Here is a 21233-nt window from a genome sequence, read left to right as displayed (position 1 = left end):
GGGGGCGGCCTCCCGCCGATCGAGGATCGAGGCAAGGCAGGTTGATCCCGTTGAACGGGTGAGCCACCTCCCGCGCTGTGTCCTCGTCGGCCTCGACCAGCCACGCGATCACCAGGACGCCGTCGTCACATCACCGTTGCGCACAGTGACTCCGGTGAGAGTCAGGTTGCCGTCCGGGGGAGCGACCTCAAAGATGCGGAACTCCGGCGTCCCGGGGGCCGTGGGCCTCGAGCATTCGCGCTCCGCTCTAGGCTCATCACATGGACATCCGCGCCATCGACCCCCGCGACACAGCCTGGGAGCAGGACTACGCCCGCTACCGCGTCTACTTCTGGGACGTACCGGCAGTCACCTCTCACGAGTACGAAATCCTCGGTGAGGTGGATATCGACGAACTCCTGACCTGGGCGTCGAGATACGCAGCCGAACGGGGATGGTCCTACACCATATATGTCTCAACCACCAATGGAGACAGCCCGGGCCTCATTCGGCTTGCAGGCGTCTTGGGTGATCCATTCGCCGATGCATAGGATCCGACGAGCGTTCAAGGAACGTCACGTCGCGCGAGCGCCTTGGCGACTGGTTCGCCACTGCGTCGGGCGTATGTCATCCGTTCGCGCACATCCCGAAGGGTCCGGGGGCGGTAGCCAGGCCCACCGCAGCAGCTCTTGTGGAAGCCCACGCCAGCATTCAGCAGCACGGAGAGGGTCCGCCATGCTGCGATGTCCTGCCGCCGGGGCGCGGCGAACGCCGACCCTGCATGAATCATCGGCTCTGCACAGCGCGGACAGATCCGCTGCCTCGTGCGGCCGTATGCCTGCTTGTACGAGACCCGGCATGAGAGACAGACGTATGAGGTCTTCCCGTTGGCCATGTGCTCACCATAGACATCGCATCACGAGCTGGTCAGCAGAATTTCCCGTCCAGGGGCGAGCAGTGGACCTGAACCATCCCGCTCAACCTCCCAACTGACCCAGTCACACCCATGTCATCCAGCTACCCGACCACAGCCCAACGGCGGGTGTCCGCAGGGGATCCGACCTCTCATGGCCTGCAGAGACGACACCGCCGAGACGCCAGGTCCTCGCCGCGGCAAGATCTTCAACGCGCTGACGCGCGCGGAGCACGCCGTGTTCACCCGCCCCGCGCCAAAATCCCCGCGTGCCCAGATGAATTTCCTCATTGACGGCCGTCCTTGACCAGCGCAAGCTGCTGACCAGGTGGATCGAGGAACTGCTTGAGGGGTTGTGGGGGGTGGGTGGTGCTTGTCAGTCCTCGTCCTGGTTGCGGAAGGCCTCGAAGGAGGCGGCGATGCGCCGTTTGAGTGGGGGGACGCGGTTGATGACGCGGAAGGCGGTGCGCATGCCGGCCAGCGCGGCGCGGCCGATGACCGGCTTGTACATGGCGCCGTCGGCGGTCATCTGTTGCAGGGACGCGGTGACGGCCTCGGTGCTGTAGGCGAGCATCTTGGTCTCGTAGGCGTGGATCGCTTCCAGGACGGTGGTGTGGCCGTCGCGCGCGGCGGTGAGGTTGCGGGTGAGCAGGCGGGCGTCGCGCAGCGCGGTGTTCGCGCCCACTCCGCGGCCTGGGGTCATGGTGTGGATGGCGTCGCCCAGGAGGGTGACGTTGGTGGTGACCCACTGCTGGATCGGCACGGAGGTGCGGATGTTGAGCGGGAAGCAGGAGTTCGGGTCGGCCAAGGCGAACAGCTTGCGCAGGTCCGGGTGCCAGGAGGCGGTGCGCTGGCGGACCAGGTGCTGTAGCTGGGTGCCGTTCATGTCGAGGATGTCGGGGGGCAGGTCCTTCGCGGCCGCGGCGAAGCCCCACATGATGTAGTCGCGGGTGTTGTCGAACTGCATGCCGGGCCAGTTGCTGATCAGGGCGGCGTCGGTGGATCCGATCCCGTCCTTCGGCGCCCCGGGGGCGTGCCAGGGAAAGCGCATCGCGTGGTAGACGCAGGTGTTGCCGTTCGGGCCGATCACGAGCGAGACGCCGTTGAGCATGCGTTCGGTCAGCAGGAGCCGGGTGGTGTCGTCGAGCGGAACCTTGCCGGTGACCCCGATCAGTCCGGTGGGTTCCAGCCGGGCGTGGGGCAAGTACTGGCGGCGCACCCGGGAGTTCGTTCCGTCGGCGGCGACCAGGACGTCGGCGGTGGCACTGGTTCCGTCCTCGAAGTGGGCCGTGACCGTGGCGTCGGGATTGTTCGTGTAGCGGGTGAAGGTCTTGCCGAACCGGACGGTGTCCCCCAGGCCGGTCAACAGTACTTGGCGCAGGGTCATCCGGGAGACCGACCGCTCACTGGCGACCATGTCTGGGTCGCTTTTGCTGGGCAGCGCCAGGAGTTCCTTGCGCTGTTCGGTGAGTTGGTTGGACCACGTCGGGGTGCGGGCGCAGGTGGCGACGAAGGTGTCGAACAGGTCCTTGGGCAGACAGTCGTGCAGGGCGCGGCTGCCGTCGGGGTCGATGCCGACCCGGTAGCCGTGCAGACCGTCACGGCGGGTGGCGTCGCGCTCGAACACGGTGACCGGTATGCCGGCCTGCCTGAGGCCGTGGGCCAGGCAGAGTCCACCGGTGCCCGCGCCGATGATCAGGACACGGAAGGGAGTGTGGGCCATGGGATCTCTCTGAGCAGGAAGAAGAAGCTTGTACACTTCAGAGTGAGACGAAAACAGTGTCTCTCTGTTTTAGAGATTATTTGGGAGGGTGTGACGTGTCAATCGACGAGCGGCGCAGGCAGGCGGCCGAACGCCTGGGCAAGGCTTCACGGGTGCAGGTGACCCTCGCGGTGCTGATCAACCAGACGATCGCGGCCCAGGCCGGGGTGAACCAGACCGACTTGCAGTGCCTGAACCTGCTCACCCTCCAAGGACAGCTCAGCCCCAGCCAACTGGCCCAGGCACTGGCGATGACCAGGGGCGGCGCCGTCACCGCGATGATCGACCGGCTCGAGAAAGCCGGCTACGTCCGGCGCGTACGCGGCCACAAAGACCGCCGCCAGGTCCTCATCGAGATCGTCCAGGGCACCGAGACCAACGCCCTGATGGAGCACTACCTGCCACTCCGCGACATCTTCGACCACGTCACCGCGCAGTACGACCCCGACGAACTCGACTTCCTGGCCGAATACATCGAACGCAACAACGCCGCCCTCGGCTTCACCACCCGCCACACCGGCACCGGCACCGGCACCACGAGCGACGTGGAAGAGACCACCGACACCACCGCCACGGGCAACATGGACGAGACGCTGGCCACCCTCGCCCGCCTACGCCACGCCCGAGGGAACACACACCAAGCCCCCACCCAGAGGAAAACCACCTGACCCATCCGGATGGCGCAGAGCCGGCCCCGCGGCAAACCACCCGCCACCTGTGGGAACGGTAGAGAGGCTCCGCGGCCAGCTGCTCGGCGTGAGATCCCCGGGCGTTTCGCCTACGGCGACCACCACCTGGTCATCTTCCCCGACAGGGCCGCGGACCGACGTGCAACCAGAACCTCCCGCTGAGGTCACCGCCCTTCACCGGCCTGACCGGATCAATGCGGGTCGGTGCGTACGTGGGCACGCACCCCTTGCAAGCCGAACAGGATAAGAAGCTCCACCACGCCGCCGTCCGCGCTGCCCAGCCAGTGGGGCAACGACGTGTCGAACTCGGCCGCCTCACCCGCAGGCAGCGTCAGGCCGCGCTCACCGATCACGAGTCGCAGACGTCCGCTGAGCACGTAGAGCCACTCGAAGCCTTCATGGGTCTGCGGGGTCGGTTCGAGCGGTTCCGGCCGCCCGGGGATGATCACCTTGAAGGCGTGCACGCCGCCCGGTCGCCGGGACAGGGGCACAAAAGTCATCCCGAACCGCCTGATCGGCTTGAGGTGGATCCGAGGGTCGCCGGTACGCGGAGCACCGACGAGATCGTCCAACGGAACGTCGTAGATACGGGCCAGCGGCAACAGCAGCTCCAGACTCGGCCGCCGCTGCCCGCTCTCCAGCCGGGACAGGGTGCTCTCCGAGACACCGGTCGCCGACGCGAGGTCGGCGAGGGTGATGCCGCGGTCACGACGCAGCCCACGCAGTCGCGACCCCACCGCGTCAAGCACGTCATCGTCCGTATTGCGATCCATCAGGCCATCTTGCGCGAACCGCAAGTTTCCGTGCCAGACCGTGGAGTGCCTGACAAGACTGAGCACATCCCCACACCCTCCCGACACAAGGAGTCCTGATGAGCACCACCGATGCACTCGCGTTCTGGGACGGCGTCCACGCGGCCCGGCCGGCAGCCGGCAACCCGCGGCCGAATGCCCCTCTCATCGAAATGGTGACCGGCCTGCCCACCGGTGACGCGCTGGACCTCGGATGCGGCGACGGCGGCGACGCACTGTGGCTCGCCGACCAGGGGTGGCAGGTCACCGCCACCGACATCTCGGCCGTAGCGGTCCAACGGCTCACCGCCCTCGCCCGCTCACACGGCCTGAGCGACCGCGTCACCACCATGCGGACCGACCTGCACACGTCCTTCCCGCCCGGCGGATTCGACCTGATCTGCGCCCACTACCTGCATACCCCCCGCGACCTGGACCGGCCAACCGTCCTGCGCGCGGCCACACACGCCCTGCGTCCGGGCGGGCGGCTGCTGGTCGTCGACCACGGCTCGGCCGCGCCATGGTCGTGGGACCAGGACCCCGATACCCGGTACCCGAGCCCACGCGAAATCGCCGCCGACATCGATCCGGCCCCGCGGACATGGACGGTCGAGCGCGCCGACACCCGTCGCCGGACCGCGACCGGACCGCATGGGCGCACCGCCGAGGTCACCGACCACGTCCTCCTCATCCGCCGCACCGCCTGACACCGTGCCAAACGCCGGCCACGACGAAGGAAAGCGATCACTGTTGCCCACCACCACACGCCGCGACCGCCGCGGCGACACCCCGCCGCCCCGGACCGGAAGCAGCGAAAATGAGGTCCTGCGCGGATTCCTCGACTACCTCCGGACCTCGATCACGATCAAGGTCGACGGCACACCCGAACCACAGGCACGAACAGCCGCGGTGCCATCCGGCACAAACCTGCTCGGCCTGCTCAACCACCTGACCTTCGTCGAGCGCTCGACGTTCCTCGGGGACGAGGTCACCGACTGGCAGGCGACGTTCCAAGCCGCACCGGCGGACAGCGTGGCCGACGTCCTCTCCCGCTACCGAGACGCGGTCCGGCGCGCGAACGACGTTCTCGACGAGTGCACCGATCTCAGCGCACCCATCCCCCGGCCGCGACCGGACCGCCCCGCCCCCAGCATCCGCTGGGCACTCACCCACATGATCGAGGAGACCGGACGACACGCAGGCCACGCCGACATCCTCCGCGAGCTCATCGACGGCACGACCGGCCGCTGACCCACCTCCGCCAGGACGCACCCACATGACCACAGAGGGCCCACGGTTCCCAAACGCCTTCCGACACGAGTTCGCCGACGTCGACGGTGTCCGTATGCACTACATGACCGTCGGCAGCGGCCTCTAGGACGCGCACACCGGCCGTGCTGATACACGGCTGACCACAGACCTGGTACGGCCGGGTGGCCGATCACGCCGCAACGCGCCCGACACCACACCGTCTACGCCATCGACCATGCCGGACCGGGTGACAGCACCGGCGCACCGACCGGCTACGACAAAGCCACACCGGCGCGGATTGATCAAGCCTGACCGGTGTCGACAACGTTCGTGATCAATGCATCTAGTCGCCGGTCGTGCCGTCGAGCATCTCGCGCAGGATGTCCAGGTGGCCGTTGTGGCGGGCCGTCTCCTCGGTGAGGTGAAGGAGGATCCAGCGCAGGTCGACGTGGAGGCCGTCGCGGACGGCTCGCCGGGCCTGGCTGTCCAGGTCATTCCCGGCGACCAGTTCGCGGTAGCGGGCGCTCTGTTGGGCGTATTCGTCGAGCAACTGCGGGAGGGGGAAGTCGACGGCGATACGCATCTCGCGGTCGGGGTCCTCCTCGGTCCAGGGGCCGTGGTCTTCCTCGCCGAGGAAGACCACCTGGAACCAGTAGTACTCGACCCAGCGGAGGTGGTTGATCACTCCGCTCATGGTCATCAGCGGTGAGCCCGGCAGGAGCGCCTTGCGAGCGTTCTCCGCTGAGACGCCAGCGCACTTGGCGCGGGCGGTGTCACGTGCGTAGTCGAGAAACGTGGTGAGCTGGGTGCGCTCGTCCCACGCGGGCGGCGTGTCGTCGATTCTGGTCATCGCACGAAGCGTCCCCGATCACCGCGCCCGATGTCGAGGCATTTACCGACGGCCCCGGCCGCACCCAACCCCTTGTCCGGCCGCTCGGCACAGCGATGCAACGTCGATGGGCCGCCCGGCATCATCCGCCGGACAGGCCCTAGGTGTGCTGTTCGGGGACGTTGGTGACAGGCGACATGCTGCGAGTGGTGCTGAACGGGGCAAGGAGACCTCTGGGTTCGGTGTGGATTGCGAAGTCTGCACCGATGTCCAGGAGGCCGTCGTTGATCCACCGTAGCGCCCCGCTGACCCCGACCGGCAGACTGCGTCTGGCGGTGCGTCGTCGAGGACGGCTGGCCGCTGCGGCAAGCGGCTGAACGCTTCCAGGTCAGCCACACCACCGCCGCCCGCTGGGCCGGGCGGTACCGCCGCCAGGGCACCGTGGGCCCGCACGACCGCTCCCGCCTGGCCTGCACCGAGAACCTGCCCAAAGAGACCGCCGACACCTGCGCCGGCTTCCTCACCCGTGCCACCGCCTGGTTCGCCACACAAGGCCCCACCGTTGAGGACGTGCTGACCGACAACGCCTGGGCCTACACCAAGAACAACTGGCGCCAGACCTGCCACGACCTGGACATCAGCCCCCGCTGGACCCGCCCCTGGCGACCCCAGACCAACGGGGAAGCCGAACGCCAGGCAGCGTTTCCCGGCTGGCTCGACTGGTACGACTACCACCGACCCCACACCGGAATCAGCGACCACACCCCAGCCAGCCGCGTCACCACGTCCCCGGACAGCACATCTCTAACCCTGTCTGTTTCTGTGTGCTCGCGACCGGCGTTGAGGTCGTGGGCGAGGTGTACAAGACTGCCGCCATGGACAACCGGCGCTATGTATATCTCGACCCCGACGGCATGGACGACGGCTGGCTGTACGTGGTGGTCGAGGCCCCGACCGGTGTCTTCTACCAGCAACAGTACGGCGGCACCGCATGTCGGCAGGGTCGGGCCGAGGGTTTTCTCGTGCCGGTGTTCGGGCCCGATGCGCTGGACACCTTCACGGAGCTCTTCGAGAAGGAATTCCGTGGCGCCGGAACGCGCCACCACACATGGACGGACGACGAGCGCCACCGGCTGCGCGCGATCGTCGAGGACATCTGCTACTGGGAGTGCGACGGGCACACCGAGAAACCGCGTTCCCTCCGGATCGACGAGAGCCGGATGCACGAGCTCGACGAGGCATGGTTGCCGGTGCGCACCCCGGACGGCCCCGGGGTGCTGGTGTGGAACAACTCCGACTAGGGCGTGTATCGGAAGCGGATCAACATGGCCGGGCTTTCACGGTGGTCAACTCGCTGATTGCCCTGACGAAGTGGTGGTTCGGGTCTCGCAATCTCATACCCGGCTGCTCGAACTGGTCGATCCCCTCGATGACCGGGAGAAGGACGCACCCTCCACCCTGCCGGGGTGGACCCGTGGGTACGTCCTCCCGCACCTCGCCGACAACAGCCGCGCCCTCGAGCGGCAGGCACTGGCCGCGTCAGGACGCGGCTGGCGGCTGGCGGCTGGCGGCTGGCGGCTGGCGGCTGGCGGCTGGCGGCTGGCGGCTGGCGGCTGGCGGCTGGCGGCTGGCGGCTGGCGGTGGAGCCGACAGGGCGCCACCGGCGTTCCCGGGGTTGCGGAGCGCGGGGATCAGCCCTGCCCGCGGCAGCGAGGACTTGCCGCTTCGGGAGGGGCCGACGTCGGCAGTGAAGGGAGCGTTCCGCGTCAGCTCCATGACGTAGGCGACGAGCTGGTCCGGTGTGCGGCGGCGACGTCGTCCTCGGCCCCTCCCCCGCCGGACATCGGCGTACGCCAGCACCACGGGCAGCGGGGGCAGCTGCTCGCCCGCCACCGCCTGGGACAGGGCCATGAGCGAGTACCGCGCCCGCCGCGCCATCGCCCGATGGGCGAACCTCCCGCCTCCTGACGCAGCTTGCGCAGCCCGTTACGCGAAACGCCGAACCGGACCCGCGCTCGGATCCACCGGCCGCTCCCGACGGCCCACCCGTTCTCCCTCCCCTGGACCCGTCTTGTCGCCCGCTCCCCGTTGCGCCCCAACCACCTGCGCTTTTGCGATTGTTCGGTGGTTCGGAAGGGGGCTGCTGAACAACCGTACGGCCGCTGGAATGGCGGAGCGGTCGCGCCTCGACCCTTCTGCGGGAGGGGACGCAGGGCGGTCCGCCGAGGTCTACGGGAAAGGCAGCAACGTGAAAGAGTTGATCAGTACCCGCGGTGTCCGCGGCGCGAGGGTGGCGTGTGCCGCGCTGACGCCGGCCGCGAGCACGATGCCGGCGTTCGCGGACGCCGCACCGTTCGCGGCCTCGCCGCACGCCGCCGGGTGGAGCGAGTCGAAGGTGACGCAGCGCAACGCCTCGCTCTTCGCCTCCACACGGCCCGACGCGCAGACCACGTGGGTGGCGGGTATACGGATCATTCCCCAAGGGGGCCCACAAGACCACGACGACCTCGTGGCCACCGTGTGGGAGCGTGACGAACGCAAGGGCTCCGGCTGGAAGCCCATGAAGACAGCGCCCGTACCCCAGTCCAAGCGTGTCCGGTTCGTCGATATCGATGCTTCTTCGCGGCGCAACGCCATGGTCGTCGGTGACTACGCCAAGCAAGCCGGCGGTGTGGTGACACAGCACTGGAACGGCAACGCGTGGAAGTCCGCTGTCGCTCCAGTACCTCGAGAGACCGAGGAAGGCCAGTTCTTCGCCGTCGACACCCGCGCTCCCGACGATGCCTGGGCAGTTGGCTACGCGTCACGGCGCCTCCCTACCGACGAGGCCCGCACGGTGGGGCTGCTCCAGCACTGGGACGGCAGCCGCTGGAAGCAGCAGAAGCTCCCGGACATCGGCAAGGGGTACAACGGCTGGGCCCTGCACGACGTCACCGCGCTCGCCGCCGATGACGTATGGGCGGTGGGCAGTAAGTTCCGCGCGGAAGACGGGAAACCGGTGGTGCTGCACTACGACGGCACACGCTGGAGCGAGGTGGCCACTCCCGCCCTCGGTGCCGCGCGCACAGACCTGTACGCGGTCGCCGTCGGGCCGGGCGGCGGCCACATGTGGGCCGTGGGCGGCACCTGGACGGCTGACACCCGTTGGCAGGGGCTGTCGCTGCGCTACGACGGCAAGAAGTGGGTCAACGTCCCCCTGCCGAAAGGGACCAGGACGCTTGAATCGGTCGCGATCAGTCAAGGCGACCCCGTCGTCCTGACGCATAAGACGGAGGAGAGCAGCGCCGCGCTCCGCTACTCCGGCGGACGGTGGGTGTCGATGAACCTGACCGTCGCCGACGCCAAGCCGTACTTGGCGAACCACGTCTCGGTCGCGGGCCGGACCATCGACGTCACCGGCATGTACCTGGGCACAGGCTCCCAGGACGTGACGGGCCCCGGGACAGTGCTGACCGCGCGGCGGTAACAGCGCGCGAGGGGGGAATCGGCGGGTGCCGGCCCATCCCCTTCCGCACGGCCCCGGACAACCCGGGCCCGGAGTGGCCCGCCCTCAAAGGCATTTCAGGGGGCCGTTCGGTACGCCGCTCCCTTCACGACCGTGGACAAGGACCCGACCGGGTCATGCCCATGGATGGCAGAAGCGGTCGATCGCTACGGCGATGACGGCGATCGGCGCGATCGGCGCGATCGGCGACCGAATCGTCCTGCTGGTGACCGCGGTCGGCCCGGCGCCACTGGGGCGGGTGATGCGCCCGGGCGGGCTGCCGACCGAGTAAGAGGCCCGGGAGAGGCCACGAGTGGTGTCGCGGTGCGGCGATGACACCTGCCTCGACACCGCGGGGCCTCGCCCGGCGCGTATGAGCCCTACGTGCCCGTGAACGTACCCACCCCGCGCTGCCGCCCCTCCGCATCACGGAGGTGGTCCGCGGCACCCACACACCCCCTACAGGAGTTCACCGATGCACGACCGCACACCCACTGCCCCACCCGACGGCCCGTCACTTCGCGCCGATCGGCGGGTGCTCCGATCCACCCTCCTGCCCGGGCGACCGCACACAACACTCCCTGCCACGGGCGGCGGTGCCCGGCTGCCGTCCCTGACAGGAATGCGGTGGGCCGCCGCCTTCCTCGTCTTCATCTTCCATGTGACGCGCTTCGACTACTTCGGCGGCGGCTTCGGACTCATATTCAGCGGGATCTTCGGCGGCGGTGGCGTCGGAGTCTCCTTCTTCTTCATCCTCTCCGGCTTCGTACTGGCCTGGTCGTTCCGCCGGGACGAACGCGCGCTGACGTTCTGGCGCAGAAGGATCGCCCGCGTCTACCCCGTCCACCTGGCGACCGCGGCAACGGCCCTGACACTGGCCTTCACCCTGGTGCCCGGACTGCGGCCCAGTGGCACACCGGAGGCGGTGGCAAATCTGCTGCTGGTCAGCTCCTGGAAGGAGCAGTGGTGGCAGGCGCTCAACCCGGTCAGCTGGTCGCTGACCTGTGAAGCGTTCTTCTACGCGGCCTTCCCCGCCGTCTTCGCCCTCCTGCGGCGCCTCGGCCCCCGCCCCCTCACCACCCTCACCATGGCCACCACCGCGGCGGTGATCCTCATCCCCTGCGTCAACCTGACTTTCGCCCTGGGCTGGAGCCCTCACTTCCCCCTCGTACGCCTCCCTGAATTCGTCGTGGGAGCCGCCGCGTGCCGCCTGGTCCAACTCGGCGCCTGGCGCGGCCCCGGCCTGGGCACCTCCGCGGCCCTGAGCCTTACCGGCTACCTCCTGATCTGGCCCCTCCCCAGCGCCTTCGCCTACGCCGCCTGCACGGTCATCGGCCTGGTCTGCCTCATCTCGGCCGCCGCCGTCGCCGACCTCAACGGCACACCGACCAGATGGCGCCACCCCCGTCTGGTGCGCCTGGGAGAGTGGTCCTTCGCCTTCTACATGATCCACATCCTGGTCATGCGCACCGGCGAACAGCTCTTCACCGTCAGCCCCCGCCTCGACCTCGCCCCCGCCCTCGCGGCGACGACCGCCGCCTTCCTCATCTCCCTCGGCCTCGCCTGGGCGCTCTACGTGGCCGTGGAACAACGGTGCAGGCACTGGATCCTCCGCGGCATCCGACGTACGACCGGCCGATCAACACCGTGAGACCGGCCCAGGACGGTCCAGCCCATCGGGGGGCCTACACCCTCGCCGAGCGGAAGGTTTGTGAAGCGCGCCGGGTGACGCTCGAGCTCCTTGCGGCGTAACCCGCGCACCTCGTCGGTCACCACAGCCGTCCCGGCGTCGTGGAGACCGACTTCCGTTGGCCGGAGAGAACCGAGTGATGGCCATGGCCACCCCGGCTGACCTGAGCGACCGCGAACCAGCCCGCGAGATGCTCTGCCGTCCGCCGCTCACCCACCCCCGCTTCACCCGGGTCCGGGCCGACTCCGCGCATACCGGCCACCTCGTCGACTGGCCCGAACACCGTGGCCACCTGATCCTGAGGACCGTCACCAGGCCCCCAGGCGCCAAGAGTTCGTCGCCCTGCCTCGCCGCTGGAAAGCCGAGCGAACACCGCACCCACCTCAGGCGGGGCCCTCGGCCCGCAGCAACTCCCGCGCGCGCCGCAGCGGGACCCCGGACTCGGCGAGGATCCGGATCTTGATCAGCCCGACCACGGCGCCCGCGCCGTACCTCCGATAGCCGGAATGGTCTCGCTCCGGCTCCGGCAACAGCCCCTTGGTGTGATAGTGCCGCACCGCGCGCCCCCGTCACCCCGGCACACGACGCCAGCTCGCCGCCGGTCAGCATCGCACCCGCCCCCTAGTGGCCGAACTGTTGCCGACTCAGTGGTGCGCTTCGGATGATCTCCGCGACTTCCGAGGCATGGGTGAAGACCAACCGGTGATCGGTGTCGAGCCAGAACGTGGAGACGTACGGCCGCTCGCGGACGAGTCGCTCGATGCCGGAGCGCCAGAGCTGATTGTGCCGTGGCGCACGTCCTTCGTTGCCGGTACCGGCGATGGAGGTCGACATGATCATGAGGATGGGGTGTTCGATCTTCCGGTACAGGCCGAGGATCGCGGACCGAACCACATCGATCTCGAGGTTCAGGTCGAGGATGTTCTGTGCGGTGAGCAACACCTGACGCGCTGCGCCCCTCGCCTGCTCGCCCTCTCGCCTCGTCGCCAAGTCGTCCGCCATCGCGCGGAATTCCGCCAGGTCGGCCTCGGTGATGAACGGCTCGGGCAGTGGATTCGCCCCGTCGATGAGGACAAGTCCGGCGACGGCGTCGGGTCGCTCGGCGGCGTAGTGCACGGCCAGATCCGCACCCAGCGAGTAGCCCACGAGCACGGGCGCCGAGGGCAGGTCGAGCTCCGCCAGCACGGCGACGAGATCACTCAGAAACGCGTCAAAAGAGTACCGTTCGGCGGCCGAGGCGAGGCCATGGCCTCGGAGGTCGAAGGTCACCACGTCGTGGTCGCGTCGAAGGAGCCCTGCCAGCTCGCGCAGGTCGGCCTGTGTCGAGTTCAGCCCAGGACACAACACCAGTGGTCGCCCGCGGCCACCGCGGGATACCGGGATCGTGACGCCGTCGTGTTGGACCGTGAAGTGCCGCATCACCCTGTCGCTCCTCTCGGTCCGCTCCCCCTCATCGGTCGGCATGTCGGTGACCGCCCCTCGGTGAGATCCCTGGTCGGCATGGCGACACCTTCATGGCCGCCGTATGCCTCGCGCAGTCCGGCGCTCTCGATCGCAATGGCATGCGAAGTCATGCCCACCGTGCTGAAAGATTGCCCCTGCGTCAGGGTCAACCGCCGCACTGATATCACCTCCACACGCCCACAGGTGCCGACCTCTGCCACACACCGGTCACGGTGGCCCGCCGCAGGTGAGCTGATTGACGACCATGACTGCGACGACGTCACGAAGACAGGTCCAGCCGATGCGGTGTGCGGCGATACCGCCACTGGTTCAAACACACAGGCAAGCGTCGGCTGCGGCGAGGCAAGTGAGCCAACCCGGACATGGCGATGGGATAGGCAGCTCAAAGCGTTGTCAGTGGCGGCCTCTAGTGTTCGGAGCATGACGCAGGCCGCACAGACGTACGCCTATCTCCGCCCCTCCGCCGTGCACCGCACCGCGGAGGGCGGCACCCTCAGCCTCCAGACCTCCGGCGGCACCACACCGGCGGGTGGGGTAGCCCATCCGAGTTTCTTCCAGGGCTTCCTGACCTCCCCTCAGATCGCCGCAGCCGGCTTGCTGTGCGTCGCAGACGTCGCCGCCGCCCGCTATTACCAGCCGCTGCCCCCCATATCCCTCGACCCGGTGGTCACCGCGAACGGGGACCGGCTGCGGTTCGAGTCCTTCTCCGGCTGCTGCGGGGTGTACGCGCGGCTCGACATACTGGGCGACGCCCTCGACGGCGACGACATCGGACACGGCACGACCAACGTCGATGTGAACATCCCGCTCCGGGAAGCCCTCACCCGCGTAGGCCCCACCGATCCGATGCATCTGGAGGTCGGGCCCGACGAACTGGCCGTCACCACCTTCGACGGACCGGTGATAGAGAAAAAGGTGCCGCTGCCCGACCGCTGGCTGCGCGGCTTCGCCGAGACACAGGTGATCGCCTCCGGGTTCGACCTGCGCGCCGAGCTCTCCGCGGCCGAGGCCGTGCGCTTCCTTCGTTCGCTGCCGCGTCCAGGGACCTCCCGCGGCGCGTCGCGGGGAGCACGCTGGGTCGTCCCGGCGGGGCGTTCTCTGCGCGCCACCGCGCGGCCCGTCCCCGGAGCGGTCTGCCTGCCCGGTCCGGAACGGCTCGCCGCGCTGGCACGGGTGCTGCGCCATGCGACGGGCCTGCGGATCTACGGGCCGACTGTCACAGCGGGCAGCAGCCCTGTGGCGAGCGCGTGGGAGGTGCGGCTGCCCGGGATGCGCCTCACCCTCACCCTGTCCCCGGACACTGCGCGGGGCTTCTCCGGCGAGGGTGGCGTCCTGGACGCCCTGGCGGCGGAGGAATCCGCCGAGGACGCCGATCTGGTGTCGGTACTGCTCGCCTGGGACCCCGCCATCGACATCGCCGACCTGGCCGCGCAGTCCGGGCTCACTCCGCAGCGTGTAGGGGCGGCGCTCACCCGCCTCGGCACGGCCGGGAGCATCGGATACGACGTGGCGCAGGCCGCGTACTTCCACCGGGAGCTGCCGTACGACACCGGGCGGGCGGAGCGCCACAACCCCCGGCTGCGTGCCGCCCACGCTCTGGTCGAGGCGGGCGCGGTACGCCTCGACGGTGAGATGGCCACGGTCACCGTCGACGAGCACATCCACCGGGTCAGATCCGCCGAAGGGCGTCTGACCTGTACCTGCCGCTGGTGGGCCGAGTACCGCGGCGGTCGTGGACCGTGCAAGCACGCCCTCGCTGTCCGCATCGTCAGCCGGGCAGCGTCACGCCGTCCGATCGCCGCCGAGCAGAACACGACCATCACTTCCACCGGAGCCATTTGATGAGCGGGACCATCACCTTCGACATCCCCGACGGAGCCACCGAGAGCATGCGCGAGTTGCTGCGCGCCGTGCGCGAGGGCCATGTCGAGGCCGTCCCCGCCTTGGCCGGCCCGCTCACCGACGCCGAGCGACGTGCGTGTCTGCCGGTGCTCACGTCGTGGCGCAAGGCCGCGCGGAACAACTGGGACGACGGGCACTGGGCCGTACGCGGGGCGCTGCGGCTGGCCGGGGCGGGGTGCTGTACCGGCGCGGCGGCCGCGGCCCAGTGGCTCGCCAGCGGCGATCTGCGGTGGGTCAACAGCCATCCCTCGCTGGTCCTCGAGGCGATGGGTGATCGTGACGCCGAGTGGCTCGGCCAGGTGGCGCACCGGCTGGCGGAGCGCCGTACGGTCGCGGAGGAGGAGTACGGGCTGATCGCACTGCTGGTGCATGCCGCGGGCTGCGCGCCTCCCACCACGGACGGCTTCGTCCTCGGCTGGGAGGCAAGCATCCCGGTCCGTGGCATGACAGTCCGGGACAGACTCCGGGACGACCCGTTTCTGGCCGTCATGGTTCCCCGGCTCTTCGAGGTGGCGGGGGCCGGCTCGGACTTCCAGTACAGCTGGGAGTCCGACCCCGGATGGCCCGAGGCGCTCGCCGGGCTTGCCGAGGAGGGACGGCTCAGCCGCGAGATGCTGATCGACGGCTGTCTGTCGCGGCTGATGCGCGGTGGCCGGCTCGGCATCGTGAGGGGCTTCCTCGCCCTGCTGACCGCCCTGGATCTGACCGAGGACGAGCGGGCGGCGCACACCATCACCTGGGTGGGGATGCTGCCCGACGCCCACTCGCTGGCGGCGGCGCGTGCCCAGGAGGTGCTGGCCGGGCTCGATGAGGCGGGCCGCCTGGAGAGCGAGCATCTGATCGAGGCATCGCGGGCCGCCCTTTTCCGGCCCGAGTTGAAGATCGTGCGGGCCCAGTTGACCATGCTCGACAAGGCGATGAGGCGGGAGCGGTCGCGCACGGACGAGCTGCTGCCCGTGGTCGTCGAAGCCTTCAGCCATGAGCAGCACAGCCTTCAGGAGCGGGCTCTCGCTCTGGTCGTCCGCCACCGCAAGCACACGAGCGGTGCCGTCCTGGCCGAGGTCGTGGCGAGCGCCGGGCAGCTCAGCCCCGACCTGCGCACGCGTGCGGCTGAGGCATTCGGTGACGCCATCGCCGACGAGGAGGACGACACTGCGGCCGCCACAGGTGATGTGCTGCCGCCCGTGCCGAATCCCGAGCGCCTCGAGCCGGCACCGCCCACCGCTGCCGAACTCGTCGAGGAGACCGGCGCGCTGCTGCGCATGGAGGGGACGCCGGCGCAGTGGGAACGCGTACTGAACGGTCTCGTGGTGCACGCCCATGCCGACATGGCAGGCCTGCGCGCTGCCTTGGAACCGATCGTGGCCCAGCGGACCTTGGACTGGCAGGTCGACTACCTGAAACAGGGGCTCGCGATCGTCGTCATGTCCATCATGGGCATGCCCCTGGGGAACCTGAGCGTCGCCCGCGATACGTTCGGGCCCCAGTGTGCGGACTTGGCTCTCCGGTCCGTCCCTCTCGTCCGCGCGGACGAAATCGGGGCGCGGCTGGGTGGGGACCCGATGCCGTTCCTGCTGGCCACACCCACCTGGTCGACGGGGACCATCGAGGCGTCGGAGCTGGTCGCGCGGCTCGCCGCATATGAGCGCTCCGGCATCGACCCCGGCCGGGCCGACCTCGAACAGGCCCTGCTACGACTCGGAGGGGAGGCGGCGCCCGAGGCACGGGCTACCGCCGCGAGGCTCACGTCCCCCGCGGGGCGGCGGCTCGCCGCCCGGCTCGCCTCGGGGGGACTGCCCGATCCCGCCGTCTCCCGCGTCACCGAGCCACTGAGACTGAGGACTCCCCGCCCCGGGGTGCAGGTCCACACCGAGGCCCTTCCCGGACACGAAACCCTTCCCGAGCCGTTCCGCTCTCTGCTCGCTGCCCACGACCCCATCGGGACCCAGTGCAAGTGCAGGGGCGGCTGGGAGTGTTCCCCGCACACGTTGGCCCTCCTGCCCCGGCACCGGGAGGTCATCGCGGCGCGGATGCTGGTGGCCTTCGGGAAGCTGGCCGAGTACGACAGCGTCGGCGAGGGCGTGCCCGTGCTGCCCGCGCTGGCCGAGTCGGGCGGACCGGCCGGGCCCGCGACGCATCTCCTCCTGGCGTACGGCCTCGGGGCACGACGCTTGGATGAGCAACTGTTCGCCGTGGACGCGATGCTCATCCTGGCCGCTCGCGGACAGCTCGACGCAGCCCAGCTGGGCCGGGACATCGCCGAGTTGACCGGCCTGCGCCGGCTCAAGATCCAGCGAGTTGTGGCGGCACTGCGGGAAGCGGTGCGCACCGGCGCGTATGCCACGGTATGGGCGGTGCTCTCGGCAGCCCTTCCCCTCCTGCTGACGGGCGAAGCGCCACACGGCCTCCCCGCCCTGCTCACCATCGCGGCCGAATGCGCGGAGCTGTCCGGAGCTCGTGGGGCGATACCGGAGATCAACGAGTTGGCGATGCGTTCTGGCTCGTCACAGCTGGTCAAACAGGCGCGGCGCATCAAGAAGGCGACCGAAATGCCAGTCAAGGAGCTATGAGTAGTCCTCGCCGGGGATCGGGGCGAACTGTTCGGCTTGGATACGGATCGGTGTGGGGGCGCCCATGGGTTTGGTGGGGCCGTCGGCTGCTTCGTGCCGGGCCGGGAGGATGGCCCCACACGCGCACCCGGCAGTGGCCATCCTTCGGCCTGTGGCGGGAGGCACCACGACGTCGCGCTGTTGGCCGCCCGGGAGCGTTGCTCGCGGGCCGGATGGCGTCGGCCCCAGCGGCCCGAACTGACAAGGTCAGTCGCATCCTGGCCACCGTCCCGGCCGGGCAGTAGACCGCGAGGCTGCGGACCAGCGGGCGGCGCTTTGAGCCGCTGGTCCGCCGCGCGGTTCGGCGGTCCGTGGGGGGAGGGGGCGCGGTGGTCCCACACGCCTGGGACGTAGAGTGCCGTCCTGTACTCCGTGGAACGGAGTTGATGCCAGCCGTCCAGTGGTGAATCCACCCGGACTGTGCGCTCCCCCGCGCTGCGTTCCAGGTCAGACCGCTATATCTGGAGAACTTTGGTGAAACGCTTCCGCATAATCGTTGGTTTGTCGGCAACGGCGGCCGCGGTGGTAGCCAGTACCACGGTGAGTGCACACGCTGGAAACACCTCGGCTCAAAGCGCTGCCCCGTCCAAGGCTGTGGTCACGCACAAGGCGTGGCAGCAGAAGAAGTCCTCGTGGTGTGTCCCTGCCAGCGTGCAGCTCAGCCTGCGGACCTTCGGCACCCACGTGACGCAGGACTCCCTGGCCAAGCAGATGAAGACGGACAGCACCGGCACCAGCGCACAGTACGCCGTGCCCGTCTACAACTCCTACCTGAACAAGAAGGGATACAAGCTCGCGAGGTCGCAGTCGCCAAGCTCGGCGAAACTGATGGATCTGGTGTCGTACGAGGTCGGTGTGTTGCATCGGGCCGCGATGGTGGGTGTCAACCTCAAGCTGGCGTCCTGGGCCCACACGAGCACAAACATCAACCACGCGATCACTGTGCGCGGCTACGACAAGAACAAGGGCACCTTCATCATCTGGGACCCCTCGCGCAACAGCTACGGCGGCACCCACACGGTCTCCGCCAAGAATCTCGCGACGGCAAGCAAGGGCAACGGCCTGTACTACGCCGTCAAGAACTGACGCCTGATCAGGGCGACTGCGTCGCACCCTGACCACCACGACGGGGGGCGCCCGGCCACAGGCCGGGCGTGCCTCGCTGCCCCGGTAGACCTGCGGTATCCGCGGAGCTCCTGAGGGGAATTCGGAGCCACCCCCTACGAGCCAGCGGGCGCGATCCCCGGCCCGCGCGGCGGCCGCGGCCTCCAGCAGGGGCAGGCCGTCGACCTCCAGTGCTCGCCACTCCCCCGGCTGCCACCCGCCAGTCGACGCCGCGTCGAGCAGGGCCCGACAGTGCCGTCATGGCTTCCGAGGGCTTGCCGCGGTGATGCCCTCGTTCTCGGCGAGCGCGCTGCCCATCCGCCGTGTCCACGCGGGCGCCGCCAGGACTGCGAGGATCGCGGCCACCACCCAGGCGCCCGCGACCACAGGAAACCACCGCGCCGCGCCCGAGGCCGGGTAGGGGAACACGCTCCGGTAAAGGGTGTATCCGAGGATCGCGAGTGCACCGAGCGGGAAGACGATCTGCCAGGCGGCCACCGGCATCACCCGGCGGATGAACAGCAACCAGATTCCGCCGACCGTGGTCAACCCGTACGCCACCAACAGGAGCAGGGTGCCCACTGTGCCGCTCCACAGAAAGGTGTCCATCGGCCGTGCGGAGAACACGGTGGCACAGACCAGAACGATGAAGCCCATGACCGCCGCGGTGAGCGCGGCGGAGACGCCTGGGGTGCCGGTGGCCGAGAGGCGGCCCGGGCCACGGTTGCCGACCCCGTCACGAAAGAGTGTGTACGCCACCCGCGACGCGCCGACCATGGACGCCAGGCAACAGCCGAACGCGCTGACCGTCGTACCAAGGGTGATGCAGTCGCCGACCCATGAGCCGACATAGGTCTCGCCAAGGTCGCCCAGCAGAGAGGAGGAAGCCGCGAATGCCTCCAGTCCGGCCTTCCCCACTCCGAACCCCATCACCTCAACGGCTGTCACGAACGTGAAGTACAGGCCCCCGAAGAGCGCGGTGGCCAGGATGGCGCGCGGGATGGCGCGCCTGGGCTCGGCGGCTTCCTCGCCCAGAGTGGCCGCGGCCTCGAAGCCCGCGAAGGACAGGAAGCCGAACACCACGCCGAGGAACAGCTCCGACCAGCTTGTACCCGGCTGGGGCCGGAAGACGTCGAGGGTGAAGCGGTGGCCTTCCGGCGCACCCCCTGTGATCAGTCGTACCAGCACGACGCTACTGACCAGGAGGATGAGCGCTACGGTCGCGCCCTCGACGGTGAGGAGAACGCGGGTGCCGCGCTTCGCCGGTGACACGCTGAGCCCCAGTGCCGCCATCAGTACGACGGCGACCAGGAGGAAAGGGGACCACCAGACAGGGTGTTCCCACACACCGATGCCCTGCAAGAAGGCGATCCCGAACACACCCGCTGCCGATGACGTCACCACACCGAAGAGGATGTACGCGCCCAGCAGGCACCACCCGGCGACCAATCCGGCACGAGGCCCCAGAGCCGCTCCCACGAAGGCGTAGACCGAGCCGGCGCTGTGGAAGTGCTGGCACAACCGCACGAACACATACGCCACGAGCAGCACCGCCACTCCCGCCAGCAGGAAGGCCAGCGGCACGGCCCGACCGACCGAGCGCTCGGTTCCCTGCGGGTTGATGTTGGCGGCCATACTCGGCGCCATCAGCGCCATGGACAGACCGACCGCCTGCCAGACGCTCAGAGTCCTCGGCAGTCGTGAGCCCGAGGAGGCGGACGAGGGAGCGGATGGCGGCGTTGGGGGCATGTGCGTCCTCTCGCTGAGTCGGCCCCGCCCCCTGGGAACATCATCTCGTCCGCTCTCCAGGAACCACCGAGCATCGGCGTGCCGTGGCGTTTCCTGAAATCGCCGATGCTGCCGCGTACGCGATCGCTGCGTGAGTGGATCGTGATCGCGGATCCATGCCCCGACCCCGCTCCGTCCGTGGCAGCCCGGGGCGAGAGCCCTCCGTAGCCCGGTTGTAGATTCTTGCGTGTCTGCCTGTTCCGCTCACGCGATGCGAAAGGGGTCTCGTGGCCATCAAACAGAATGCCGCGCTCGTGACGGGCGCTTCCCGTGGATTGGGAGCCGTCATCGCGCGACGGCTGGCGGCCGAAGGATGGCCCGTGGCGGTGAACTACCGCTCGGACGCCGATGGGGCTCGCCGGGTGGTGGAGGACATACGTGCCGCTGGTGGCACCGCGGACGCTGTCGCCGCCGACGTGACCGACGAGGAGGCGGTGGCCGGTCTGGCCGCGACGATCGCCTCACGGCTCGGTCCGGTCGGAGTCCTGGTCGCCAATGCGACGGGGCCGCAACCGGAGACGTCGGTGGAGGACCTCACCTGGCAGTCGCATCTGGACCAGCTCCGGTTCTTCGTCAAGAGCCCTACCTTGCTGCTCCAGGAGGTGCTCCCCGGGATGAAGGCACAAGGCGGCGGCCGAGTGATCCAAATCGGCTCCGACGCGTTCCAGCGCGCACTTCCGGGCACGTCCGCGTACACCGCCGCGAAAGGCGCCCAGTGGGGGCTGACTCGGGCCTGGGCGCGTGAACTCGGCCCGTACGGCATCACGGTGAACCTCGTCGCCCCCGGCTGGGTACCGGTCGAGCGGCACGACGAGGTGTCGGCAGAAGACCTGCGCGGCTACACCGCCGACGTGCCCCTGCGCCGACTGGGCAGGCCGGAGGACATCGCCGGCACCGTGGCGTTTCTCGCCTCGGACTCCGCGGAGTTCATCACCGGGGAACGCATCACCGTCAACGGTGGCCACACCATGGGCTGAC

At 69.1% G+C, this 21233-nt stretch carries 19 protein-coding genes and 4 pseudogenes; 13 read left to right on the top strand and 10 right to left on the bottom strand.

The genetic code is table 11. The annotated features are described in order from the left end of the window. Position 1 precedes the first annotated feature (1 nt). A pseudogene (locus AB0C66_RS20030) lies at positions 2–115 on the bottom strand (IS630 family transposase); the annotation flags it as partial. Positions 116–260: 145 nt separating this feature from the next. Here AB0C66_RS20030 and AB0C66_RS20025 point away from each other — a divergent pair. Continuing rightward, a complete protein-coding gene (locus AB0C66_RS20025) occupies positions 261–530 on the top strand; it encodes a hypothetical protein (protein WP_362439917.1) in 270 nt (89 codons plus the stop codon). A gap of 14 nt (positions 531–544) precedes the next feature. On the opposite strand, the gene AB0C66_RS20020 is transcribed toward AB0C66_RS20025, so the two are convergent. Both AB0C66_RS20020 and AB0C66_RS20015 read right to left on the bottom strand, forming a co-directional pair. Next, positions 545–874 carry a deoxyxylulose-5-phosphate synthase gene (locus tag AB0C66_RS20020; RefSeq protein ID WP_362439914.1) on the bottom strand — a complete coding sequence of 110 codons (330 nt, stop codon included), beginning with the start codon at positions 872–874 and terminating at the stop codon, positions 545–547. A gap of 394 nt (positions 875–1268) precedes the next feature. Continuing rightward, entirely contained in the window at positions 1269–2615 is a 1347-nt protein-coding gene (locus tag AB0C66_RS20015; RefSeq protein ID WP_362439911.1) for an NAD(P)/FAD-dependent oxidoreductase, read from the bottom strand. A gap of 95 nt (positions 2616–2710) precedes the next feature. Here AB0C66_RS20015 and AB0C66_RS20010 point away from each other — a divergent pair, with 95 nt between their 5' ends. Next, positions 2711–3322 (top strand): MarR family transcriptional regulator, encoded by a 612-nt coding sequence (locus AB0C66_RS20010; RefSeq protein ID WP_362439908.1) that lies wholly within the window; start codon positions 2711–2713, stop codon positions 3320–3322. 212 nt (positions 3323–3534) lie between these two features. Here AB0C66_RS20010 and AB0C66_RS20005 read toward each other — a convergent pair whose 3' ends face one another. After that, positions 3535–4116, bottom strand: a complete 582-nt coding sequence (locus AB0C66_RS20005) for an XRE family transcriptional regulator (protein WP_362439993.1) — start codon at positions 4114–4116, stop codon at positions 3535–3537. 98 nt (positions 4117–4214) lie between these two features. Between AB0C66_RS20005 and AB0C66_RS20000 the strand changes: the two genes are divergently transcribed. Then, complete coding sequence (locus tag AB0C66_RS20000) at positions 4215–4841, top strand: class I SAM-dependent methyltransferase (protein ID WP_362439905.1); 627 nt, start codon at positions 4215–4217, stop codon at positions 4839–4841. A gap of 43 nt (positions 4842–4884) precedes the next feature. Then, a complete protein-coding gene (locus AB0C66_RS19995; protein WP_362439902.1) occupies positions 4885–5385 on the top strand; it encodes a DinB family protein in 501 nt (166 codons plus the stop codon). A gap of 343 nt (positions 5386–5728) precedes the next feature. Here AB0C66_RS19995 and AB0C66_RS19990 read toward each other — a convergent pair whose 3' ends face one another. Continuing rightward, the gene (locus AB0C66_RS19990; protein ID WP_362439899.1) at positions 5729–6235 is read right to left on the bottom strand and encodes a DinB family protein; all 507 of its coding nucleotides are present in this window, start codon (positions 6233–6235) and stop codon (positions 5729–5731) included. A 263-nt stretch (positions 6236–6498) separates the two neighbouring features. Here AB0C66_RS19990 and AB0C66_RS19985 point away from each other — a divergent pair. The 3 genes and pseudogenes from AB0C66_RS19985 to AB0C66_RS19975 all read left to right on the top strand — a co-directional run. Then, positions 6499–6994: pseudogene (locus AB0C66_RS19985) on the top strand (leucine zipper domain-containing protein); the annotation flags it as partial. A 95-nt stretch (positions 6995–7089) separates the two neighbouring features. Beyond that, the gene (locus AB0C66_RS19980; protein ID WP_362439896.1) at positions 7090–7515 is read left to right on the top strand and encodes a DUF6210 family protein; all 426 of its coding nucleotides are present in this window, start codon (positions 7090–7092) and stop codon (positions 7513–7515) included. Positions 7516–7585: 70 nt separating this feature from the next. Next, positions 7586–7738 (top strand): annotated as a pseudogene (locus AB0C66_RS19975) (maleylpyruvate isomerase N-terminal domain-containing protein); the annotation flags it as partial. Positions 7739–7753: 15 nt separating this feature from the next. On the opposite strand, the gene AB0C66_RS19970 reads toward AB0C66_RS19975, so the two are convergent. Next, on the bottom strand, positions 7754–7990 hold the full coding sequence (locus AB0C66_RS19970) for a hypothetical protein (protein WP_362439991.1): 237 nt from the start codon (positions 7988–7990) through the stop codon (positions 7754–7756). A 481-nt stretch (positions 7991–8471) separates the two neighbouring features. Here AB0C66_RS19970 and AB0C66_RS19965 point away from each other — a divergent pair, with 481 nt between their 5' ends. Together AB0C66_RS19965 and AB0C66_RS19960 are read left to right on the top strand one after the other, a co-directional pair. Continuing rightward, a complete protein-coding gene (locus AB0C66_RS19965) occupies positions 8472–9680 on the top strand; it encodes a hypothetical protein (RefSeq protein ID WP_362439893.1) in 1209 nt (402 codons plus the stop codon). Positions 9681–10320: 640 nt separating this feature from the next. Then, positions 10321–11349 carry an acyltransferase gene (locus tag AB0C66_RS19960; protein ID WP_362439890.1) on the top strand — a complete coding sequence of 343 codons (1029 nt, stop codon included), beginning with the start codon at positions 10321–10323 and terminating at the stop codon, positions 11347–11349. 118 nt (positions 11350–11467) lie between these two features. Here AB0C66_RS19960 and AB0C66_RS19955 read toward each other — a convergent pair whose 3' ends face one another. The 3 genes and pseudogenes from AB0C66_RS19955 to AB0C66_RS19945 form a co-directional block, all read right to left on the bottom strand. After that, on the bottom strand, positions 11468–11671 hold the full coding sequence (locus AB0C66_RS19955; protein WP_362439887.1) for a hypothetical protein: 204 nt from the start codon (positions 11669–11671) through the stop codon (positions 11468–11470). A 112-nt stretch (positions 11672–11783) separates the two neighbouring features. Next, positions 11784–11997, bottom strand: a pseudogene (locus tag AB0C66_RS19950) (MerR family transcriptional regulator); the annotation flags it as partial. Positions 11998–12009: 12 nt separating this feature from the next. Further along, entirely contained in the window at positions 12010–12807 is a 798-nt protein-coding gene (locus AB0C66_RS19945; RefSeq protein WP_362439884.1) for an alpha/beta fold hydrolase, read from the bottom strand. 465 nt (positions 12808–13272) lie between these two features. Here AB0C66_RS19945 and AB0C66_RS19940 point away from each other — a divergent pair, with 465 nt between their 5' ends. The 3 genes from AB0C66_RS19940 (at position 13273) to AB0C66_RS19930 (ending at position 18449) form a co-directional block, all read left to right on the top strand. After that, positions 13273–14694, top strand: a complete 1422-nt coding sequence (locus AB0C66_RS19940) for an SWIM zinc finger family protein (RefSeq protein ID WP_362439881.1) — start codon at positions 13273–13275, stop codon at positions 14692–14694. Next, on the top strand, positions 14694–17324 hold the full coding sequence (locus tag AB0C66_RS19935; RefSeq protein ID WP_362439878.1) for a DUF6493 family protein: 2631 nt from the start codon (positions 14694–14696) through the stop codon (positions 17322–17324). Before AB0C66_RS19940 ends, AB0C66_RS19935 begins: the two co-directional genes overlap by 1 nt. A 513-nt stretch (positions 17325–17837) precedes the next feature. Continuing rightward, positions 17838–18449, top strand: a complete 612-nt coding sequence (locus AB0C66_RS19930) for a C39 family peptidase (RefSeq protein ID WP_362439875.1) — start codon at positions 17838–17840, stop codon at positions 18447–18449. Positions 18450–18725: 276 nt separating this feature from the next. On the opposite strand, the gene AB0C66_RS19925 is transcribed toward AB0C66_RS19930, so the two are convergent. Then, complete coding sequence (locus tag AB0C66_RS19925; protein ID WP_362439872.1) at positions 18726–20216, bottom strand: APC family permease; 1491 nt, start codon at positions 20214–20216, stop codon at positions 18726–18728. A 266-nt stretch (positions 20217–20482) separates the two neighbouring features. Here AB0C66_RS19925 and AB0C66_RS19920 point away from each other — a divergent pair, with 266 nt between their 5' ends. Beyond that, positions 20483–21232, top strand: coding sequence for an SDR family oxidoreductase (locus tag AB0C66_RS19920; protein ID WP_362439869.1), 750 nt, complete (start codon positions 20483–20485; stop codon positions 21230–21232). The last annotated feature ends 1 nt before the right edge of the window (position 21233 follow it).

The sequence above is a fragment of the Streptomyces sp. NPDC048636 genome (genome assembly GCF_040650655.1).
Classification (GTDB): Bacteria; Actinomycetota; Actinomycetes; order Streptomycetales; family Streptomycetaceae; genus Streptomyces.
This window is presented reverse-complemented; position numbering and strand designations above follow the sequence as displayed.